This window comes from Micropruina sonneratiae, assembly GCF_025972045.1.
GTDB classification, from domain to species: domain Bacteria; phylum Actinomycetota; class Actinomycetes; order Propionibacteriales; family Propionibacteriaceae; genus Micropruina; species Micropruina sonneratiae.
On sequence record NZ_JAPDHX010000001.1, the window covers coordinates 631,319 to 650,128 of the forward strand.

The 18,810-nt window shown below is 70.9% G+C and carries 16 protein-coding genes; 11 read left to right on the plus strand and 5 right to left on the minus strand.

Features of this window, described 5'->3' with window-relative positions:
* The first annotated feature begins 128 nt into the window (after window positions 1-128).
* Both sucC and sucD read left to right on the plus strand, forming a co-directional pair.
* Window positions 129-1,301, plus strand: a complete 1,173-nt coding sequence (gene sucC, locus OIE40_RS03090; protein WP_264699973.1) for an ADP-forming succinate--CoA ligase subunit beta — start codon at window positions 129-131, stop codon at window positions 1,299-1,301.
* 14 nt (window positions 1,302-1,315) lie between these two features.
* On the plus strand, window positions 1,316-2,206 hold the full coding sequence (gene sucD / locus OIE40_RS03095; protein ID WP_264699974.1) for a succinate--CoA ligase subunit alpha: 891 nt from the start codon (window positions 1,316-1,318) through the stop codon (window positions 2,204-2,206).
* 355 nt (window positions 2,207-2,561) lie between these two features.
* Here sucD and OIE40_RS03100 read toward each other — a convergent pair whose 3' ends face one another.
* Window positions 2,562-4,355 (minus strand): hypothetical protein, encoded by a 1,794-nt coding sequence (locus OIE40_RS03100; RefSeq protein ID WP_264699976.1) that lies wholly within the window; start codon window positions 4,353-4,355, stop codon window positions 2,562-2,564.
* 105 nt (window positions 4,356-4,460) lie between these two features.
* On the opposite strand from OIE40_RS03100, the gene OIE40_RS03105 reads away from it, so the two are divergent.
* Genes OIE40_RS03105 through OIE40_RS03120 form a run of 4 tightly spaced genes read left to right on the plus strand, consistent with a single transcriptional unit; the run spans window position 4,461 to window position 8,244 of the window.
* The gene (locus OIE40_RS03105) at window positions 4,461-5,753 is read left to right on the plus strand and encodes a cell division protein PerM (RefSeq protein ID WP_264699978.1); all 1,293 of its coding nucleotides are present in this window, start codon (window positions 4,461-4,463) and stop codon (window positions 5,751-5,753) included.
* A 31-nt stretch (window positions 5,754-5,784) separates the two neighbouring features.
* Window positions 5,785-6,363 (plus strand): phosphoribosylglycinamide formyltransferase, encoded by a 579-nt coding sequence (purN, locus tag OIE40_RS03110; RefSeq protein ID WP_264699980.1) that lies wholly within the window; start codon window positions 5,785-5,787, stop codon window positions 6,361-6,363.
* Window positions 6,360-7,907: a bifunctional phosphoribosylaminoimidazolecarboxamide formyltransferase/IMP cyclohydrolase gene (purH, locus tag OIE40_RS03115; RefSeq protein WP_264699981.1), complete on the plus strand. Its 1,548-nt coding sequence runs from the start codon at window positions 6,360-6,362 to the stop codon at window positions 7,905-7,907. Before purN ends, purH begins: the two co-directional genes overlap by 4 nt.
* Window positions 7,908-7,938: 31 nt before the next feature.
* Entirely contained in the window at window positions 7,939-8,244 is a 306-nt protein-coding gene (locus tag OIE40_RS03120) for a DUF3017 domain-containing protein (protein WP_264699983.1), read from the plus strand.
* 43 nt (window positions 8,245-8,287) lie between these two features.
* Here OIE40_RS03120 and OIE40_RS03125 read toward each other — a convergent pair whose 3' ends face one another.
* The 3 genes from OIE40_RS03125 to OIE40_RS03135 form a co-directional block, all read right to left on the minus strand.
* Window positions 8,288-8,968 (minus strand): uridine kinase family protein, encoded by a 681-nt coding sequence (locus OIE40_RS03125; RefSeq protein WP_264699985.1) that lies wholly within the window; start codon window positions 8,966-8,968, stop codon window positions 8,288-8,290.
* On the minus strand, window positions 8,965-10,683 hold the full coding sequence (locus tag OIE40_RS03130; RefSeq protein ID WP_264699987.1) for an AMP-binding protein: 1,719 nt from the start codon (window positions 10,681-10,683) through the stop codon (window positions 8,965-8,967). Before OIE40_RS03130 ends, OIE40_RS03125 begins: the two co-directional genes overlap by 4 nt.
* Before the next feature lie 129 nt (window positions 10,684-10,812).
* Complete coding sequence (locus OIE40_RS03135; protein ID WP_264699988.1) at window positions 10,813-11,799, minus strand: malate dehydrogenase; 987 nt, start codon at window positions 11,797-11,799, stop codon at window positions 10,813-10,815.
* 150 nt (window positions 11,800-11,949) lie between these two features.
* On the opposite strand from OIE40_RS03135, the gene OIE40_RS03140 reads away from it, so the two are divergent.
* The 4 genes from OIE40_RS03140 to OIE40_RS03155 all read left to right on the plus strand — a co-directional run bounded on the left by OIE40_RS03140 (window position 11,950) and on the right by OIE40_RS03155 (window position 17,461).
* Complete coding sequence (locus OIE40_RS03140) at window positions 11,950-12,612, plus strand: histidine phosphatase family protein (protein ID WP_264699990.1); 663 nt, start codon at window positions 11,950-11,952, stop codon at window positions 12,610-12,612.
* 60 nt (window positions 12,613-12,672) lie between these two features.
* On the plus strand, window positions 12,673-16,122 hold the full coding sequence (locus tag OIE40_RS03145; protein ID WP_264699991.1) for a pullulanase X25 domain-containing protein: 3,450 nt from the start codon (window positions 12,673-12,675) through the stop codon (window positions 16,120-16,122).
* Between the two features lie 16 nt (window positions 16,123-16,138).
* A complete protein-coding gene (locus OIE40_RS03150) occupies window positions 16,139-16,645 on the plus strand; it encodes a phosphoribosyltransferase (RefSeq protein WP_264699993.1) in 507 nt (168 codons plus the stop codon).
* Between the two features lie 159 nt (window positions 16,646-16,804).
* Complete coding sequence (locus OIE40_RS03155; protein WP_264699995.1) at window positions 16,805-17,461, plus strand: pyridoxamine 5'-phosphate oxidase family protein; 657 nt, start codon at window positions 16,805-16,807, stop codon at window positions 17,459-17,461.
* Here OIE40_RS03155 and OIE40_RS17110 read toward each other — a convergent pair.
* Window positions 17,407-17,859, minus strand: coding sequence for a VOC family protein (locus OIE40_RS17110; RefSeq protein ID WP_425326172.1), 453 nt, complete (start codon window positions 17,857-17,859; stop codon window positions 17,407-17,409). The genes OIE40_RS03155 and OIE40_RS17110 overlap by 55 nt on opposite strands.
* Before the next feature lie 88 nt (window positions 17,860-17,947).
* Here OIE40_RS17110 and OIE40_RS03165 point away from each other — a divergent pair, with 88 nt between their 5' ends.
* Window positions 17,948-18,784: an aldo/keto reductase gene (locus OIE40_RS03165; protein WP_264699996.1), complete on the plus strand. Its 837-nt coding sequence runs from the start codon at window positions 17,948-17,950 to the stop codon at window positions 18,782-18,784.
* The last annotated feature ends 26 nt before the right edge of the window (window positions 18,785-18,810 follow it).

The following is an 18,810-nucleotide window of genomic DNA, read 5'->3' on the forward strand; positions in this document are numbered from 1 at the left end:
CGTTGCCCTGTGCCCCTGCGGACCGGGAGGGCCGACCGTCGTCTGATGTGCGACCCCGGCGAGGGGAGCACTAAAGTGGCCCTTGGCCCTGACGCGGCCAGAGCTTTGCATGACGGACGGAGTTGTCGGTGGATCTTTTCGAGTACCAGGCGCGGGACCTGTTCGAGGCCCACGGGGTCCCGGTGCTGCGCGGAATCGTGGCTCGCACCCCCCAGGAGGCCGAGGACGCCGTCCGCACCCTGAACACCCCGGTCGTGGTGGTCAAGGCGCAGGTGAAGACCGGAGGTCGTGGCAAGGCGGGGGGCGTCAAGCTGGCCCGCAGCCCCGAGGAGGCCCGCGAGCGGGCGTCCGACATTCTCGGGCTCGACATCAACGGTCACACCGTCGAGCAGGTGATGGTCACCGAGGGCGCCGACATCGCCGAGGAGTACTACTTCAGCCTGCTGCTCGATCGTGCCAACCGCACCTACCTGGCGATGTGCTCGGTCGAGGGCGGCATGGACATCGAGACCCTGGCCGAGGAGCGTCCCGAGGCGCTGGCCCGCATCGAGGTCGACCCGATCACCGGTCTGAACGACGCCAAGGCCGACGAGATCGTTGCCGCCGCCGGCTTCGCCGAGGCCGACCGGGCCGAGGTGGCCCGGGTGCTGGTGCTGCTCGGTGAGGTCTACCGCGACAACGACGCCACCCTGGTCGAGGTGAATCCGCTGGTGAAGACCGGCGACGGCGCCATCCTGGCCCTCGACGGCAAGGTGTCCCTCGACGCGAACGCCGCCTTCCGGCACCCCGAGTGGGACAAGCTCTCCGACGAGTCGCGCGACGACCCGCTGGAGATCCGGGCCCGCGAACGCAACCTGAACTACGTCAAGCTGGACGGCAGCGTCGGCATCATCGGCAACGGCGCCGGGCTCGTGATGAGCACCCTGGACGTCGTGGCCGGGGCCGGCAAGGAGTTCCCGGGCAGCCCGACCCCCGCCAACTTCCTCGACATCGGCGGCGGCGCGTCCGCCCAGGTGATGGCCGACGGGCTCGACATCATTCTCTCCGACCCGCAGGTGAAGGTGGTGTTCGTCAACGTCTTCGGCGGCATCACCGCCTGCTCCGAGGTGGCCAAGGGCATCATCGCCGCCCTGGGCATGCTCGGCGACAAGGCGACCAAGCCCATCGTCGTCCGCTTGGACGGCAACGCCGTCGAGGTCGGCCGGCACATCCTCACCGAGGCGGCCCACCCGCTGGTGACGATGGAACTCACCATGGACTCGGCGGCCCGCAAGGCCGCCGAACTGGCCAGCACGAACTGAAAGGACATCTGTCGATGACGATCTGGCTGGACCAGAACTCCAAGGTGCTCGTCCAGGGCATGACCGGCTCCGAGGGCCGCAAGCACACCCAGCGGATGATCAGCTCCGGCACCCGCATCGTCGGCGGCGTCACCCCTGGCAAGGGTGGGCAGACGGTGACCTTCGAAGAGGATCCCGTGACGGTGTACGACTCGGTCGCCGAGGCCAGGCAGGCCACCGGTGCCAACGTGTCGGTGATCTTCGTGCCTGCCGCCTTCACCAAGAAGGCCGTCTTCGAGGCGGTGGACGCCGGCATCGAACTGGTGGTGGTGATCACCGAGGGCGTGCCGGTCAAGGACACCGCCGAGTTCCGCAGCTACGCGGCGGCCAGCGGCAGCACCCGGCTCATCGGCCCCAACTGCCCGGGCCTGATCAGCCCCGGTAAGTCCAACGTCGGCATCATTCCGGCGAGCATCGCGCCGCACCCGGGCCGCATCGGCCTGGTCAGCAAGTCGGGCACGCTCACCTACCAGATGATGTTCGAGCTCAATGACATCGGGTTCTCCACCGCGGTCGGCATCGGCGGTGATCCGATCATCGGCACCACCCACATCGACGCGCTGGCGGCCTTCGAGGCCGACCCCGACACCGACTGCATCGTGATGATCGGCGAGATCGGCGGCGACGCCGAAGAGCGGGCCGCCGCCTACATCGCCGAACACGTGACCAAGCCGGTGGTCGGCTACGTGGCCGGCTTCACCGCCCCCGAGGGCAAGACGATGGGCCACGCCGGCGCCATCGTCTCGGGCTCCAAGGGCACCGCACAGGCCAAGAAGGCCGCTTTGGAGGCGGCCGGCGTCAAGGTCGGCCGGACGCCGAGCGAAACGGCGTCTCTCGTCCGCGAGATCATGGAGGGGCGCGCCTGACGCAGGCGTGGTTCCGGGCGTGACGCAGGCGTCGTTCCGGGCCTGGCCCGAGGATCTGCTGCCGGCCCGCCGCGGCCGTTCTCAGCAACGCGGCTACTCGCAGGAAGCGTGACTGCTTTCGTGTTGTGACACGAAAGCAGTCGGCGTTCCCGAAAGCTCTGGGCGTTGCTGAGAACCGCAGAACCCCGGGATCCGCAGGCGGCCTTGGGACGCGGCGACGACCTCCCCTGGCGGCCTGGAATGGAACCATCCCCACGGTCCACGCCGACGCCCGCGGCTCACGGGACGCGGCGACGACCTCGCCTTGACGGCCCGGCCTGGAATGGGACCGTCCCCACGGTCCAGGCCGACGCCGTCAGGCGCTCTGGGTGACCCGCTGGGCGGCCCGGCCCACGACCGCCCGCCAGGCCTCGTCGGTGAAGTCGAACGTGCCCGACGGGTTGGCCAGCAGGTAGACCATGCGCTCGCCGACGGCCGCGATCCCGACCCGGAAGGTGACCGTCGTCGAGCTGCTGATCCGCTGCGTCACCGTGAAGCTCGTTCCGGTCAGCTCCTCGCCGTCGGGTCCGGCGGCCGTGACCGCGGCGTCCTTCACCGTCGCGGTGCGGGTGCGGTCGCCGCAGTCGTTGAAGTTGGCCGTCAGCTTCTTGACCATGGCGGACGCCTGTGAGGACTTCGCGAACGTGTAGACGGCCTGGTCGACCCCGAACGACTGGGGGGCGTCCGGGTCGTCGGTGAGCAGGTAGGTTCGGTGCGCCGAACTGGTGGAGCCCGGCAGCTTGTTCAGGTCGACGTCCTCGCACTGGCTGCCGACCAGGGAGGGCGAACCCGGATCGGTCGCCGTCCACGAGCCGGCGCCGTTGCTCACCAGCGGCAGGTCGACCCAGGCCAGCCAGCCGGCGTCCTGGGTGGGCGGGGGAACGGTCGCGACCACCTTCGGCGTGTCGGGGCAGGTGCCGCCGGCCGGCTCGCACTGCCGGCCCAGTGACGGGACCACCGCCCTGGCGAGCGCGGTCACGCCGATGCCGGTGTCGCCGTCGAGCGAGGCGTCCACCAGGTTCACGAAGCGGCCCGTGCGCGCGATCAGCAGCGTGTGCGAGGTGTCGTCGGTCAGCTTCACGGTGAGGGAGGCAGCGGCGTCGGAGAGCGTGTCGAGGCGGTAGGCGCCGCGCAGCAGCGAATCCTCACAGCCGCCCGCCTGCGCCAGCAGGTCCTCGTAGACGGTGCCGGCCGACGCGGCATCCGGCCAGGCCTGGACGTACTGCTTCAGCGCTCCGCCCGCCTTGTTCGCGGTGAAGGTGCGGGACAGCTCGGCCTGTGCGGCCCCGGTGGTGCCGAACTCCACGCAGGCCGGCTGGGCCGGGCCGCTGGGAGAGCCGCTGGTCGTCGTGCTCGCCGCAGCGCTGGGCGTCCCGCTCGCCGTGGCGCCGGTCGTCGTGCTCGCCGCAACGCTCGGCGTCGCGCTCGCGGTGCCGTCCTGCGTCCACGTCGTGGAGGCGCGCAGCTTGCCCAACTCGGACGCCGTGAGCAACTGAGCCTCATCCGGGCCGGGTGCCGGCGCCGATGCCGACGGGCTCTGCGAAGCCCCCACCGACGGCTCGGCGCCAGGGGTGCCGGACCCCTCCGAGTGCCGGCCACCGAACCACACGCCCAGGCCGACCAGCACGGCAAGCACCACGACGCCCGCCAGCAGCGCCAGCAACCGGTGCCGGTCGCCGAAGCCCGTCGCTGCGGCCCCCCGTACGGTGGGCGGGCCGGCGGGCGGCTCGGTGGTCGGGTGTGCGGACGTCGGTTCGTCGCCGGAGTCGGCATCGGCCGCGGGCGGTGAACTCACGCTGGCGGCGGAGCGCCGCGGCGCGGCGGTCACCCAATCCTCCGTACGCTCCTCGGCCGAGAACCGGCGGCCGGCCGCGGCCGGCTGGACGCCCTCGGGCAGGGTGGCAGCGGGCGGCGGGATCGGCGTCCCGACGGGCGGTTCGGCCGGCGCCTGGGGCTGGTCGACGTCGCCTTCGGCCGGTACCCAGTCCCGTTGCGGCTCCGGCTCCGATGGCGTGGCGTCGGGGTCGAAACCACGGCCGACGACCCCGTCATCAGGCTCGTCCACCGGGTCGAAACCGCGCCGCGGGCCGTCCGGATCGCTGTCGCTCATCTGGTCCTCATCGTCGTCGCTGGGGTCGGGGACCCGGCCGAGTTTAGTGCGGGCGGGCGTGTCAGGCCCACTGGCCCTGCGTCCCTCCGCGACGATGGGGGGACCATGCCCGAACCCTTCCAGCGTCGCCGCCCCCGCGTCCGGCTGACCGTCTCAGAGGTCAACGCCCCGCACCGCTCGGTGCCTACGCCCGAGCTGCCCCTGGTGCCGATGGCGCTCGCCGCCGGGGCCCTGTCGGGGCTCGTCGGCTGGCTGCTGGTCACCGGCCTGGTGATGGCCGCGTGGTTCACCGCCATGGCGATGCCGCTGCCCACCGCACTCGGCTTCGCCGGCCAGGTGTGGCTGTCGGCGCACGGGCTGGGCGCCACCGTCGGCACGGTGACGGTCACCCTCGCCCCGCTCGGCTTGACCGCGCTGCTGCTGCTGGTGACCCGTACCGTGACCCGCCTGGTCCTGCGGGCGACCGCGCCCGAGGATCTGCTCGGGCACGGCGTGCTGCGGGCCTGGGGCCTGGCGGCGGGCGGGTACGCGCTGTTCGCGGCCCTGATCGCCATCGTCTCGGGCAGCGCGCCACGGGCCGGCTGGGCCTTGGTCGGCGGCGCCGTCGTCGGGGCGCTGGGCTGCGGCTGGGCACTGGCCGGACGCCTGCGCAGCCTGGTCCGGCTGCCGGCCGTCCTGGACGGCCTTGGCCGGGCAGTGCTGGCAGGCGTCGGCGCGATGAGCGCGTTGGCCGCACTCGTGCTGCTGATCGGGCTGCTGCTGGGGGTCGACCGGGTCGGTCTGATCGAGCAGTCCCTCGCCCCGGACGCCGTGGGCGCGTGGCTGCTCGTCGCGCTGCAACTGCTCTACCTGCCCAATCTGCTGGCCTGGTCGGCGAGTTGGACGCTGGGCGCCGGCCTGAGTGTCGGCACGGGATCGTTCGTCTCGCCGATCCTCACCACCGCGGGCGTGCTCCCGGCCATTCCGGTGTTCGGCGCCGTCCCCGCGGCGGGTGCCGGCGGCCCCTGGAGCTACGCCTGGCTGGCCAGCGGCGTGGCCGTCGGGGCTGTCGCGGGCTGGGCGGCGTCCGCTCTTCGCCGCTCCCGCGGCGCACTGCCGCTGTGGCTGGCACGCGGCGCGGGTGCAGGCTTCGGCACCGCGGTGGTGGTGGTCGCGCTGGGACTGCTCTCGCGTGGCGACCTGGGCGTCGACCGGCTGGTCGGGCTCGGTCCCGTGCCGGCGAACCTGCTGCTGCTGGCGCCGGGGACGATGCTGGCCGGTGGCGCGCTGGCGGCCGTCGTGCACTGGTTGCTGCGCGGCCGGCACCTGCCCGCCGGGGACGCCGAGGCGCCGACCGAGTCGCTCGACGCGCCGACCGAGTCGCTGGACACCGTGACCGTGGTGCTGGGCCGCGACTGAACCCATCGCTGCGGCTGGATAGGCTGCCGCCATGGCCTTCCGCATCGCCGTGCTGATCTCGGGCACCGGCAGTCTCCTGCAGGCCCTGCTGGACGCCCGCGACGCGGGCGCGCTCGACGCCGACATCGCCGTGGTCGGCTCCGACAACGCCGCCGCGCAGGGCCTGGCCCGGGCCGCGGCCGCCGGGGTGCCCAGCTTCGTCCACCCCTACGTCAAGGGTTCGGACCGGGCGGCCTGGGACGCCGAACTGACCGACCTCGTCGCGGCCCGTGACGTCGACCTGGTGGTGCTGGCCGGCTTCATGAAACTGGTCGGCCCGGTGTTCCTGGCCCGCTTCGGCGGCCGCACGATCAACACCCACCCGGCGCTGCTGCCGAGCTTTCCGGGCATGCACGGCCCGCGCGACGCCCTGGCCCACGGGGTGAAGGTGACCGGCACGACCGTGTTCGAGGTGGACGCCGGGGTCGACTCCGGCCGCATCCTGGCGCAGGAACCGGTCCGGGTGCTGGCCGACGACACCGTCGAAAGCCTGCACGAACGCATCAAGGTGGCCGAGCGCGTGCTGCTCGTCCGCACCGTCAACGAACTCGCCGCCAAGGGGAACCCATGACCGACCGACTGCCGATCCGCCGCGCCCTCGTCTCCGTCTACGACAAGGCCGGACTGGTCGACCTGGGACGCAGCCTCGCCGAGGCGGGGGTCGAGATCGTCTCCACCGGGTCGACGGCCAGGACCCTGACCGACGCCGGCATCGCCGTCACCCCTGTCGAGCAGGTCACCGGTTTCGCCGAATGCCTGGATGGCCGGGTGAAGACCCTGCACCCGCACATCCATGCCGGGTTGCTGGCCGACCTGCGGCTGGAGTCGCACCGTGCCCAACTCGCCGAACTGGGGATCGAGCCGTTCCAGTTGGTGGTGTCGAACCTGTACCCGTTCACCGAGACCGTCGCCTCCGGGGCGGCACCCGACGAGTGCATCGAGCAGATCGACATCGGTGGGCCGAGCATGGTGCGGGCCGCGGCGAAGAACCACCCGTCGGTGGCGATCGTCACCTCGCCCGATCAGTACCCGTCGGTGTGTGAGGCGTTGTCGGCGGGCGGGTTCAGCCTGGCCGAACGTCGGGCGCTGGCCACCGTGGCGTTCCGGCACACCGCCGCCTACGACATCGCGGTGGCGTCCTGGATGGGCGAGGAGTTCACGCCGGACGCCTGGCCGGCCTGGATCGCCGGCACCTGGCACAAGATCGGCGGGCTGCGTTACGGGGAGAACTCGCACCAGGAGGCGGCGTTGTACCGCTACCCGTACGGCCCGTCCGGTATCACCGGCGCCGAGCAGCTGCACGGCAAGGAGATGAGCTACAACAACTACACCGACGGCGACGCCGCCTACCGGGCCGCCTACGACTTCACTGAGCCGGCGGTCGCGATCATCAAGCACGCCAACCCGTGCGGCATTGCGGTCGGTGCCGACATCGCCGAGGCGCACCGCAAGGCCCACGCCTGTGATCCGGTCAGCGCCTTCGGTGGCGTGATCGCCACCAACCGGCCGGTCAGCGTGGCGATGGCCGAGCAGGTGGCGGAGGTGTTCACCGAGGTGGTGATCGCGCCGGCCTACGACGACGGCGCCCTCGAGATCCTGACCCGCAAGAAGAACGTCCGGCTGCTGCGGGCGCAGCCCTACCAGCACCGTCAACGGCAACTGCAGCCGATCTCCGGCGGTGCCCTGCTGCAGCAACCCGACCGGATCGACGCCCCCGGCGACGACCCGGCCAACTGGACCCTGGCGGCCGGCGACCCCGCCGACGCCGCCACCCTCGCCGACCTGGCCTTCGCGTGGCGCGCCTGCCGGGCGGTGAAGAGCAACGCCATCCTGCTGGCCGCCGACGGCGCGTCGGTTGGGGTCGGCATGGGTCAGGTGAACCGGGTCGACTCCTGCCGGCTCGCGGTCGAGCGGGCCGGTGCGCGGGCGTCCGGGTCGGTCGCGGCGTCCGACGCTTTCTTCCCGTTCGCCGACGGGCCGGGCATCCTCATCGAGGCCGGGGTCACCGCGATCGTGCAGCCGGGCGGTTCGGTGCGGGACGCCGAAACCGTCGAGGCCGCGAAGGCCGCGGGGGTCACGATGTACTTCACCGGTACCCGGCACTTCTTCCACTGAGCGGCATCGACGCCGTGGCACGATCGTCGCTATGACCGCACCGGCCCCCGAACGTCCGCCGAAGACGTTCGTCCAGCAGGTGCTGGGGCAATGGCCGCTCGCCAGCGTGTTGGTGGGTGTGTTCGTCGGGCTGGCCGTGGTCGCCACCAGTCACTGGCGGGCCGGTACCACCCTGATCGGGCTGTCGATCACCATGGGAGGGTTCTTCCGGCTGCTGCCGCAGCGCCGGGTCGGCCTGCTCGCCGTCCGGAGCAGGCCACTGGACACGCTCGTGCTGCTCGGGGTCGGGATAGGGATCGCCGTGCTGGCCTGGGCGGTGCCGGCGCTGAGGAACTGATCCGACGCCGTCCCGCCGCCGTGCGGCTGGGCCCGGCCCCTGCTCAGGGTGTGGCGGCGCGCCACAGGATCGGCTGATCCAGGCTGGGGCGGACCCCGGCGACGATCGCCGCGGCCCGCGACCAGGGCGCCTCGCGTTCCAGGAACGGGTCCTCCTCCGCCATCCACCGGTCCCAGAACGCGATCGCCTGGTGCTGATCGCCGTTCACGCCGCTGGTGGTGTCCCGGGCGATGCCAAGGTCACGGGCCACGGTCGTGTCGGACTGCACCCAGATGGCCGCGTCGATCAGCGGCCGCATGGCCCGCTGCGAGCTGCCCACCCCTTCGACGATCAACAGGCTGCGGCCCGGCTCGACGCGCACCGACCCGGGCCGCTGGTGGGCCACCCAGCCCGGCGGCCGGTAGTCGACCGCGAGGCCGGCCCGGACCGGTTCGATGATCGAGCCCCGGAAGTCCTCGGCCCAGTCGAACATGGAGTGGTTCCAGGCCACGTCGTCGGTGGAGACGACTGCGGCACCCGGGATCGCCGCGGCCAACACCGACGCCAGGGTGGACTTGCCGGCCCCGCTGCGGCCGTCGACGGCGATCACCTGGGGGCCGGCGCCCTGGCCGGCGACCAAGCCCAGCAGGTCGGCGGCCGACACCGGCTCCCACGCCGTGACGGCCGGCTCGGCCGAACCGGGTCGCATCCGCAGCGTCCCCGGTGCCGTCGGCCGCACGCTCACCGCAACTCTGACCAGTGGAACTGGTCCGCCGACGGCGGGTCGTCGCCGGCGACCCGTGCCGCCTCCTGGCCGCGCAGGTCGACCCGCCGGATCTTGCCCGAGATGGTCTTCGGCAGCTCCTCGACGAACTCGATGATCCGGACCAGTTGGTAGCCGGACAGGTACGCCCGGGCGTGGTCGAAGATAGATTTCGCCGTCTCCGCGGACGCCTCGAAGCCGGTCGCCAGGGTGAGGAACGCCTTCGGCACGGCCAGCCGGACCGGGTGCGGGCTCGGCACCACCGCCGCCTCGGCCACCGCCGGGTGTTCGAGCAGGACGCTTTCCAGCTCGAACGGCGAGATCTTGTAGTCGGACGCCTTGAACACGTCGTCGGCCCGGCCGACATAGGTGAGGTAGCCGTCGGCGTCGCGCGCCGCTATGTCGCCGGAATGATAATAGCCCCCGCGCATCGCCTCGGCGGTGTACTCCTCGTCGCCGACATAGCCGCTCATCAGGGCGAGCGGGCGTCGGGCGAGAGCGAGGCAGATCTCGCCCTCGTCCTGGCCGGGCTCGCCGGTGGCCGGGTCGAGCAGATCGACGTGGTAGCCCGGCATCGGACGCCCCATCGAGCCGTCCTTGACCCGCTGGCCAGGCGAGTTGCCGATCCAGCAGGTGGTCTCGGTCTGCCCGAAGCCGTCGCGGATCGTCGCCCCCCAGGCGTCCCGGACGCGGGTGATCACCTCAGGGTTGAGCGGCTCGCCCGCGCCCACCAGTTCGCGCGGCGGCTTCGACAGCTGGCTCAGGTCGGCCTGGATCAGCATGCGCCACACGGTCGGCGGTGCACAGAACGTGCTGACCTGGTGGGTGTCCATCACCCGCATCAATGCGGCGGCGTCGAAGCGGGCGTAGTTGTAGATGAACACGGTCGCCTGGGCGAGGAACGGGGAGAAGAAGTTGCTCCAGGCGTGCTTGCCCCAGCCGGGGGAGGAGATGTTCAGGTGCACGTCGGCCTCGCGCACACCCAGCCACCACATCGTCGACAGGTGCCCCACCGGGTAGCTCACCTGGGTGTGCCGGACCAACTTCGGCCGGGCGGTGGTGCCTGAGGTGAAGTAGAGCAGGCAGGTGTCGTCGGCGGGGGTGGGGCCGTGGGGGGTGAACGTGTCGTCCGCCCGGTGGGACGCCGCGAAGTCGACCCAGCCGTCGATCGGGTGGTCGACTCCGATCCGCACCACGGCGTCCGAAAGGCCGGTGAATCTGTCGGCGAGCGCGGCGGGCGCGATGGCGGCCACCGCGCCGGCCCGGTCGACCCGGAACTCCAGCTCGGAGGCGGTGAGCAACGTGGAGGTGGGGATCGCGACCGCTCCGATCTTGAGCAGCCCGAGGAGTGCCTCCCACAACTCGATGGTGTTGTTCAGCATGACGATCACCGCGTCGCCGCGATGGACACCGAGGCCGGTCAGCCAGGTGGCGACCTGATCGGAGCGACGGGCCAGCTCGCCGTAGCTGGTGCTGACGGCCCGCAGGTCGGCATCGACGATCGTGACGGCGGCACGGTCGGGGTGCTCGCCGGCGACAACATCGAACCAGTCCAGCGCGAAGTTGAACTCGGTCAGCTCTGGCCAGCCGAAGCCGTCGACGGCGCCGTCGAAGTCGGTGGCGTGGGCGAACAGGAAGTCGCGGGCCGCGCGTACGGCGTCGGTGGCGGCGTTCGCGGGGCGTCCGGTGAAGGGCATGGCCTCATCCAAGCACTGCCTGCCGCGATCCTGTGATCCGGGAGGCAAAGATGGTGGTGATCCGGACACCGAGTTCGGTGCCCAGATCGCCACCTTGGGTGATCAGATTTCTGCGGCCGCGCCGAGAACTCAGATCAGGCCGAGCTCGGTGACCGCCTTGGCCTCGTCCTGCAACTCGGCGACGCTCGCGTCGATCCTGCCGCGGCTGAAGTCGTCGATCTCGAGGCCCTGGACGATGCTGTAGGTGCCGTCGGCCGTCGTGCACGGGAACGAGCTGATGATGCCCTCGGGCACGCCGTAGGAGCCGTCGGAGGGCACCGCCATCGACACCCAGTCGCCGGCGGGGCTGCCCTGCACCCAGTCGCGCATGTGCTCGATAGTGGCGTTGGCCGCGGACGCCGCCGAGCTGGAGCCGCGGGCAGCGATGATGGCCGCACCGCGCTTGGCGACGGTCGGGATGAAGTCGTTCTCGATCCAGGGCTGGTCGTTCACCAGTTCGGCGGCGTTCCTGCCGTCGACCTCGGCGTGGAACAGGTCGGGGTACTGGGTCGCCGAGTGGTTGCCCCAGATGGTCATCTTCTTCACGCTGGTGACGGCTGCGCCGGTCTTGGCGGCGAGCTGGCTGATCGCCCGGTTGTGATCCAGCCGGGTCAGCGCGTTGAACCGCTCGGCGGGAATGTCGGGGGCGTTCTTCATGGCGATCAGGGCGTTGGTGTTGGCCGGGTTGCCGGTGATCAGCACCTTGACGTCGTCGGCGGCCACCGCGTTCAGGGCCTTGCCCTGGGCGGTGAAGATGGCGCCGTTGGCGCTCAGCAGGTCACCGCGCTCCATGCCCGCGGTGCGCGGCCGGGCGCCGACCAGCATGGCCAGGTTGACGCCGTCGAAGACCTTGTTCGGGTCGTCGCCGATCTGGACGCCGGCCAGGGTGTCGAAGGCGCAGTCGTCCAACTCCATCACCACGCCCTCGAGGGCCTTCAGGGCCGGGGTGATCTCCAGCAGTCGCAGCTCGACGGGCTGGTCGGGGCCGAGTAGGGCGCCGCTGGCGATACGGAACAGCAGGCTGTAGCAGATCTGGCCGGCGGCGCCGGTCACGGCAACCTTCACGGGTGTGGTCACAGTGGTTCTCCTCAACAACGAGTGATGACGGTTTCACGCTAGCAGCGCCCACCCGCGGCGTCCGGCGGTCCGGCAGGCCGACCAGCCAGCGGTCCGTCCGGTCTCGGGGTGCGGCCATCGCACCGCGGTGGCGTGACTAGGCTCACCACCGTGCTGTTGTTGCTCGCCCGTCACGGCCGGACCGCCTCGAACGTCGCCGCACTGCTCGACACCGCGCCGCCGGGACCCGATCTGGACGAGGTCGGACGCCGGCAGGCCGAGGCGCTGGTCGACCGGCTGGCCGGCTACCCGATCGACGCGGTGTACAGCTCCGACCTGGTCAGGGCCGTGCAGACCGCGCAGCCGCTGACCGCCGCCCGCGAGTTGCCGCTCACACAGCTGGCCGAGCTGCGGGAGATCTCCGGCGGCGACGACGAACTGTCGCCCGACCTGCGCCGCTACATCGAGGCGTTGCGGGCCTGGGGCTCGGGCGATCCGAACGTCCGGATCCCCGGCGGCGAGACCGGCACGGAGTTCATCGCCCGCTACAACACGGCGGTCCGCCGGGTCGCCGACGAGGGGCACCGCACGGCCCTGCTGGTCAGCCACGGCGCGGCGATCCGCACCTGGGCGACGGCGGTGATGCCGCAGGTGCACGCCGAGTTCGAAGCCGTCCGCGGCATCCCCAACACCACCGTGATCGTCGCCGAGGGCGAGCCCGGCGGGCGCTGGGAACTGCAGCGGATCGACTTCCCCGAACCCGACCCCGACGACGGCTTCACCCAACCCGGTGTGCTGCCCGGCGACGACCCCGACGTGGCGGCCGGCACCTGACCCTGGTCATTGTCGGTGGCGGCGGTTAGTGTCCCTCCAGACCTCGAGAAGGGAACCGCCGTGCAACGTCGCCGCAGCGTCACTGCTCTGATCGTCCTGGCCCTGCTGTTGGGGTGGCTGACCGCGGCCACGCCGGCGCGGGCCGAGGAGCGCACCGTCACCCTGGTCGGCGACCTGCAGTCCGAACTCGGCTGCAGCGACGACTGGCAGCCGGTCTGCACGGCGACCGACCTGGCCAAGGGCAGGGGCAGCAACTACGCCGCCGAGTTCACCGTGCCGGCCGGTCGCTACGAGCTCAAGGTGGCGATCAACCACTCCTGGGACGAGAGCTACGGCGCCGAGGGGGGCTCGGCGAACATCCCGCTGGCGCTGAGTGCGGCGGCGAAGCTCCGATTCAGCTACGACGATTCGACCCACCTGACCACGATCAAGCCGGTCGACCTGCCGGGCTCGACCACGACGTCCGACCGCAAGCTGGCGGTGGGTTCGCTGCGCGAGTCGCTCACCCGCGAGCGCTTCTACTTCCTGATGGCCGACCGGTTCGCCAACGGCAGCAAGGCCAACGACACCGGCGGGCTGACCGGCGGCCGGTTGACCACCGGCTACGACCCGACCGACTCCGGCTTCTACCACGGCGGCGATCTCAAGGGCGTGACCAAGAAGCTCGACTACATCAAGGGCCTGGGCACCACCGCGATCTGGCTGACCCCGTCGTTCAAGAACAACCCGGTGCAAGGCTCCGGCGACGACGTGAGCGCCGGCTACCACGGGTACTGGATCACCGACTTCACCCGGATCGACCCGCACCTGGGCAGCAACGACGACATGAAGCAGCTGATCGCCAAGGCGCACGCCAAGGGCATGAAGGTGTTCTTCGACATCATCACCAACCACACCGCCGACATCATCGACTACACCGATCCGACGGCCGGCGGCAGCCCGCCCTACACCTACATCTCCAAGGCGGACGCGCCGTACAAGACGGCCTCCGGGCAGGCCTTCGACGATCGCGACTACGTGAACTCGGAGTTCCCGGCGCTGGACGCCGCCACGTCCTTCCCGTACACGCCCACGTTCCGCACCACGGCCGACGAGACGGTGAAGGTGCCCCAATGGCTGAACGACCCGACGCTGTACCACAACCGGGGCAACTCCACCTTCGCCGGTGAGTCCTCGACCTACGGCGACTTCGTCGGCCTCGACGACTTGTTCACCGAGAACCCCGAGGTCGTGCAGGGGATGGAGGAGATCTACTCGACCTGGGCCGACTTCGGCATCGACGGGTTCCGGATCGACACCGTCAAGCACGTCAACACCGAGTTCTGGCAGCAGTTCGCGCCGACGGTGCTCGACCACGCCAGGGCGTCCGGCAACGACGACTTCTTCATGTTCGGCGAGGTGTACGACTCCTCGCCCACGTTCACCAGCCAGTACACGACCACCGGCAAGCTGCAGGCGACCCTCGACTTCGGCTTCCAGAACGCTGTGACCGGTTTCGCCCAGGGCAAGGCGACCACCGGGCTGCGCGATCTGTACGCAGGCGACGACTGGTACACCGACGCCGACAGCAACGCCTACCAGTTGCCCACCTTCACCGGTAACCACGACATGGGCCGGCAGGCGATGATGCTGCGCCAGGCGGGCTTCAGCGCGAAGGAGACGTTGACCCGGCTCAAGCTGGCCAACTCGCTGATGTACCTGACCCGGGGCCAACCCGTCGTCTACTACGGCGACGAGCAGGGCTTCGCCGGCAGCGGGGGTGACAAGGCGGCCCGCCAGGACATGTTCGCCAGCAAGGTGGCCTCGTACAACAGCGAGGAGGTGATCGGCGGGGCGTCCGGCTCGAAGAACCGCTACAACACCGACTCGACGCTGTACCGGCAGATCGCGAAGCTGGCCCGCATCCGGGCCCAGCACCCGGCGCTGGCCGACGGGGCCCAGATCGCCCGCTACTCCTCCGACACTGCCGGCATCTTCGCCGTCAGCCGGATCGACACCTCGGCGCAGCGCGAGTACCTGGTGGTCAGCAACAACGCGACCACGGCCAAGAAGGCCACCTTCTCGACCTATTCGGCGAACACCCGCTTCGACGAACTGCTCGGCTCCGGTGGCGACGTCAGCGCCGACCGTTTCGGCCGGGTGAGCGTGACGGTGCCGGCACTGAGCGTGCGCGTGTTCCGGGCGGCGAGCCGGATGCCGGCCTCGAGCGCCGCGCCGGTGATCGTTCCGCTGTTCAAGGCCGGGGGCACCGTTGGCGGCCGCGCCGAACTGGCGGTCGCGCTGGCCGACACCAGCCGGTTCGCCGAGGTGAGCTTCTACAGCCGCCCGGCCGGGACGACGCAATGGCAGTTGCTGGGCACCGACGACAACCCGCGCTACCGGGTCTACCAGGACGTCTCCGCGCTGCCCACGGGCACCCTGCTGGAGTACCGGATCGTGGCCAGGGACTTGGCCGGCCGGTACTCGGCGACGTCGAGCTACGCATTCGTCGGCGAGCCGTCGGCAGGTGCCAGCACGATCACCAACGACCCGCCCGAGAAGCAGCCCGACGCCGTGTCGGTGCCAGGTTCGTTCAACGCGGCGATCGGCTGCGCCGACGACTGGGACCCGGCCTGCGACCAGGCCCAGTTGGCGCTCGACGACCAGAGCAAGATCTGGGCCACAACCCTTGACGTCCCCAAGGGCGACTACGCCTACAAGGCCGCGATCGACAAGAACTGGGACGAGAACTACGGGGCCGGCGGGGTCCGCAACGGGTCGAACATCAACCTCAAGCCCGAGGGCGGTGCGGTCAGCTTCTACTACGACCCCGCGTCGCACTGGGTGACGAGCACGGCCGAGGGGCCGATCCTGACCGCCCCGGGCAGCTTCCAGAGCGAACTGGGCTGCTCGTCGGACTGGAAGCCGGACTGCCTGCGGCCGTGGCTGCAGGACGCCGACGGCGACGGCACCTACGCCTGGGCGTCGACGAAGATCCCCGCCGGTAGCTACGAGTTCAAGGTGGCCCACGGCCTCGGCTGGGACGAGGCGTACCCGTCCGGCAACGTGTCCCTGACGGTGCCCGCGGACGGCATGCTGGTGACGATCACCTACACGCTGGCCACCCACCAGGTCGCGACCTCGGTCACGCAGGCAACCTCGACCCCCGACCTCAGCGTCGCCAAGGCGGTGCTGCTGCGCGACGACCTGATCGCCTACCCGGGCGACGGGTTGCCGCTCGGGGTCGACCAACGGGCGTTGAGTTGGCGGCTGCACTGGTCGGCGAAGGGCGGCCTGGCGATCGACGCGGACGCGGTGACCGGTGGCCGGGTGGCGACGCTCACCCGAGACTGGAAGGGTCTGCCGGCCGGCATCCTGGCGACCAGGCCAGAGCTGCGTGGCTACGTGGCCCTGCGCCCCGATGCGACGACCGCGGGACGGATGAAGCAGATCATGGCCGGGCAGGTCGCCGTCGGCCTGTACGACGATCAGGGCAGGCTGCTGGACGCCACCGGGGTGAAACGCGGTTAGCGCCTAGGCTGCCCCCATGACGGCCTACCACGCCGAGGCGTCCGATACCGAGGGCAAGGAGATCCTGACCTGGCAGGGGTTCGGTGACGCCAGTCGCGAGCTCGCCCAGCGGATCGCCGACGACGGCTTCCGTCCCGATGTGATCGTCGCGGTCGCCCGCGGGGGCCTCGTGGTGGCCGGCGCGCTGGCCTATGCCCTGGGCGTCAAGCTGGCCGACGCGATGAACGTCGAGTTCTACACCGACGTCGAGGAGACCCTGCCCGACCCGGTGCTGCTGGCCCCGCTGCTCGACATCGACAGCATCGCCGGACGCCCGGTGCTGGTCGCCGACGACGTCGCCGACTCGGGCCGCACCCTGCAACTGGTGATGGACATCCTGCTCGCTGCCGGCGCCGAGGTGCGCACCGCGGTGCTGTACACGAAACCCACCTCGATCTACCCGGTCGACTACGCGTGGAAGGACGTCGACGCCTGGATCGTGTTCCCGTGGTCGGCGCTACCGCCTGTGACGGCGACTCGCTGAGGTCCCCTGGGATCGGTGGTCGGCGCTGGGTCACGTGATCGGCCGGCAATGCCGAGTCGTGGCGTGACTGCCGCTCTGCACGGCGGCATCGGCGCCAGGAGGCGGCATCGGCTGGTGGGCCCGCACCGGCGTCCGCGGCTCAGGGCCTAGGCTCGGGTCGTGAGCTGGGCTGAGATCACCTCCGTCGAGGAACTGGAGCAGATCGTCGGTGTGCCCGCGTACCGGGCCGCCGCGAAGGTGCGGGAGGCGCTGCTACCGCTGGACCGCGAGTGGCTGGCGGCGTCCCCCTTCTGCATGGTGGCCACGGCCGATGCCCTGGGTCGCTGCGACGCGTCCCCCAAGGGCGACCCGGCCGGCCAGTTGGTGCACGTGCTGGACGAGCGCACGATCGCCATCGCGGAGCGCCCCGGCAACCGCCGGGTGGACGGCTACCGCAACATCATCGCCAATCCGCACGTGGGGCTGAACTTCTTCATCCCCGGACGGGGCGACACGCTGCGGATCAACGGCCGTGCCCGGCTGGTCCGCTACGCCGACTTCTTCGATGAACTGGTGGTGAAGGGGCATCGGCCGATCCTGGCCCTGGTGGTCGAGATCGACGAGGTGTTCCACCACTGCGCCAAGGCGTTCCTGCGTTCGCAGCTGTGGAACCCCGACACGTGGAACCCGAACGCTGTGCCCAGCACGGCGGTGATCAGCAAGGCCGTGCTCCCGGACAGCCCCGAGACGCTGGAGCAGCTCGAGGCCTACTACGGCACCAACTACGCCGCCACCATGTACACCGAGACCCTGGCCGCCGGGAACCGATCCGACTGAGCGACCCCGTCAACTCCGCTCGGCGTCCGAGCGCAGGACGCAGAACTCGTTGCCCTCCGGGTCGGCCAGCACCACCCAGCCGGTGCCCGGTCCGTGGTGCCGCGCCGGTCGGCCACCCGCGTGGCGCCGAGCCCCAGCAGCCGCTCGACCTCGGCGTCGCGGGGACGGTCGGTGGGCACCAGGTCGAGGTGCAGGCGGTTCTTGACCGCCTTGGCCTCCGGCACCTCGATGAACAGCAGCCGATGCGATTCGTCGGGTGACAGCAGCATGCACTCCTCGTGGCCGGGCTCATTGGGGTCGTCGGCGACGTCGTGGTAGTCGAGCACCCGCTTCCACCACTGCGACAACTCATAGGCGTCGGCGCAGTCGACGCTGGTGTGCGAAACCCGGCTGGTCACGCGGTCAGCCAAGCACAGCGGCCCCTGGTGCTGCGAGCGAGTGGGTAAGGATGGGGGCGACCCCACCGACCTGGCGAAGGAGACCCAGATGATCCCCACCGTGACCGCCCACTCCGGACTGACCCTGCCGGTGATCGGCTTCGGCACCTACACCCTGAAGGGACGCGAAGGCGCCGAGACCGTGGCCCGCGCCATCGACAACGGCTACACGCTGATCGACTCGGCGTTCAACTACGAGAACGAAGGAGCCGTCGGCGCCGGGGTGCGGCTGGCGGGCAGGGACCGCTCCGAGGTGATCGTCACCTCCAAGCTGCCCGGACGCCGCCAGCGCCACGACGAGGCGCTGGTGACGATCGAGGAGAGCGTCTACCGCACCGGACTGGACTATCTCGACCTGTACCTCATCCATTGGCCGAACCCGATCACCGATCACTACGTCGAGGCGTGGACGGCGATGGTCGAGGCCAGGCAGCGGGGCCTGGTGCGCGCCATCGGGGTGTGCAACTTCCTGCCCGATCAGCTGGACCGGCTGGGTGCCGAAACCGGCGTGCTGCCCGAGGTGAACCAGATCGAGTTGCACCCGTACTTCCCGCAGGCCGAGCAGCTCGGCTACGACGCGGACCACGGCATCATCACCGAGGCCTGGAGCCCGCTGGGCCGTGGCCGGGAGGGCCTGCTCGCCGACCAGGTGGTGGTGGCGCTGGCCGATCGGTACGACACCACCCCGGGGCAGCTCGTGCTGGCCTGGGCCATCACCCGCGGCGCGGTGCCGCTGCCCAAGGCGTCCGGGCAGCAGCGACAGCTGGAGAACCTGGCCGCCGCCGAGCTGGCGTTGGACGACGCGGACGTCGCGGCGCTGACCGCGCTGGGACGTCCGGACGGACGGATCGACGACCAGGACCCCGCCGTCTACGAGGAGTTCTGACGGCGCCGGCCGACGACGCCGACTGC

What these genes read in the sequence shown, in the direction of transcription:
- sucD (WP_264699974.1), top strand. Translation starts at nt 1,316, where the DNA reads ATGACGATCTGGCTGGACCAGAACTCCAAGGTGCTCGTCCAGGGCATG.
- OIE40_RS03100 (WP_264699976.1), bottom strand. Translation starts at nt 4,355, where the DNA reads ATGAGCGACAGCGATCCGGACGGCCCGCGGCGCGGTTTCGACCCGGTG.
- OIE40_RS03105 (WP_264699978.1), top strand. Translation starts at nt 4,461, where the DNA reads ATGCCCGAACCCTTCCAGCGTCGCCGCCCCCGCGTCCGGCTGACCGTC.
- purN (WP_264699980.1), top strand. Translation starts at nt 5,785, where the DNA reads ATGGCCTTCCGCATCGCCGTGCTGATCTCGGGCACCGGCAGTCTCCTG.
- purH (WP_264699981.1), top strand. Translation starts at nt 6,360, where the DNA reads ATGACCGACCGACTGCCGATCCGCCGCGCCCTCGTCTCCGTCTACGAC.
- OIE40_RS03120 (WP_264699983.1), top strand. Translation starts at nt 7,939, where the DNA reads ATGACCGCACCGGCCCCCGAACGTCCGCCGAAGACGTTCGTCCAGCAG.
- OIE40_RS03130 (WP_264699987.1), bottom strand. Translation starts at nt 10,683, where the DNA reads ATGCCCTTCACCGGACGCCCCGCGAACGCCGCCACCGACGCCGTACGC.
- OIE40_RS03150 (WP_264699993.1), top strand. Translation starts at nt 16,139, where the DNA reads ATGACGGCCTACCACGCCGAGGCGTCCGATACCGAGGGCAAGGAGATC.
- OIE40_RS03165 (WP_264699996.1), top strand. Translation starts at nt 17,948, where the DNA reads ATGATCCCCACCGTGACCGCCCACTCCGGACTGACCCTGCCGGTGATC.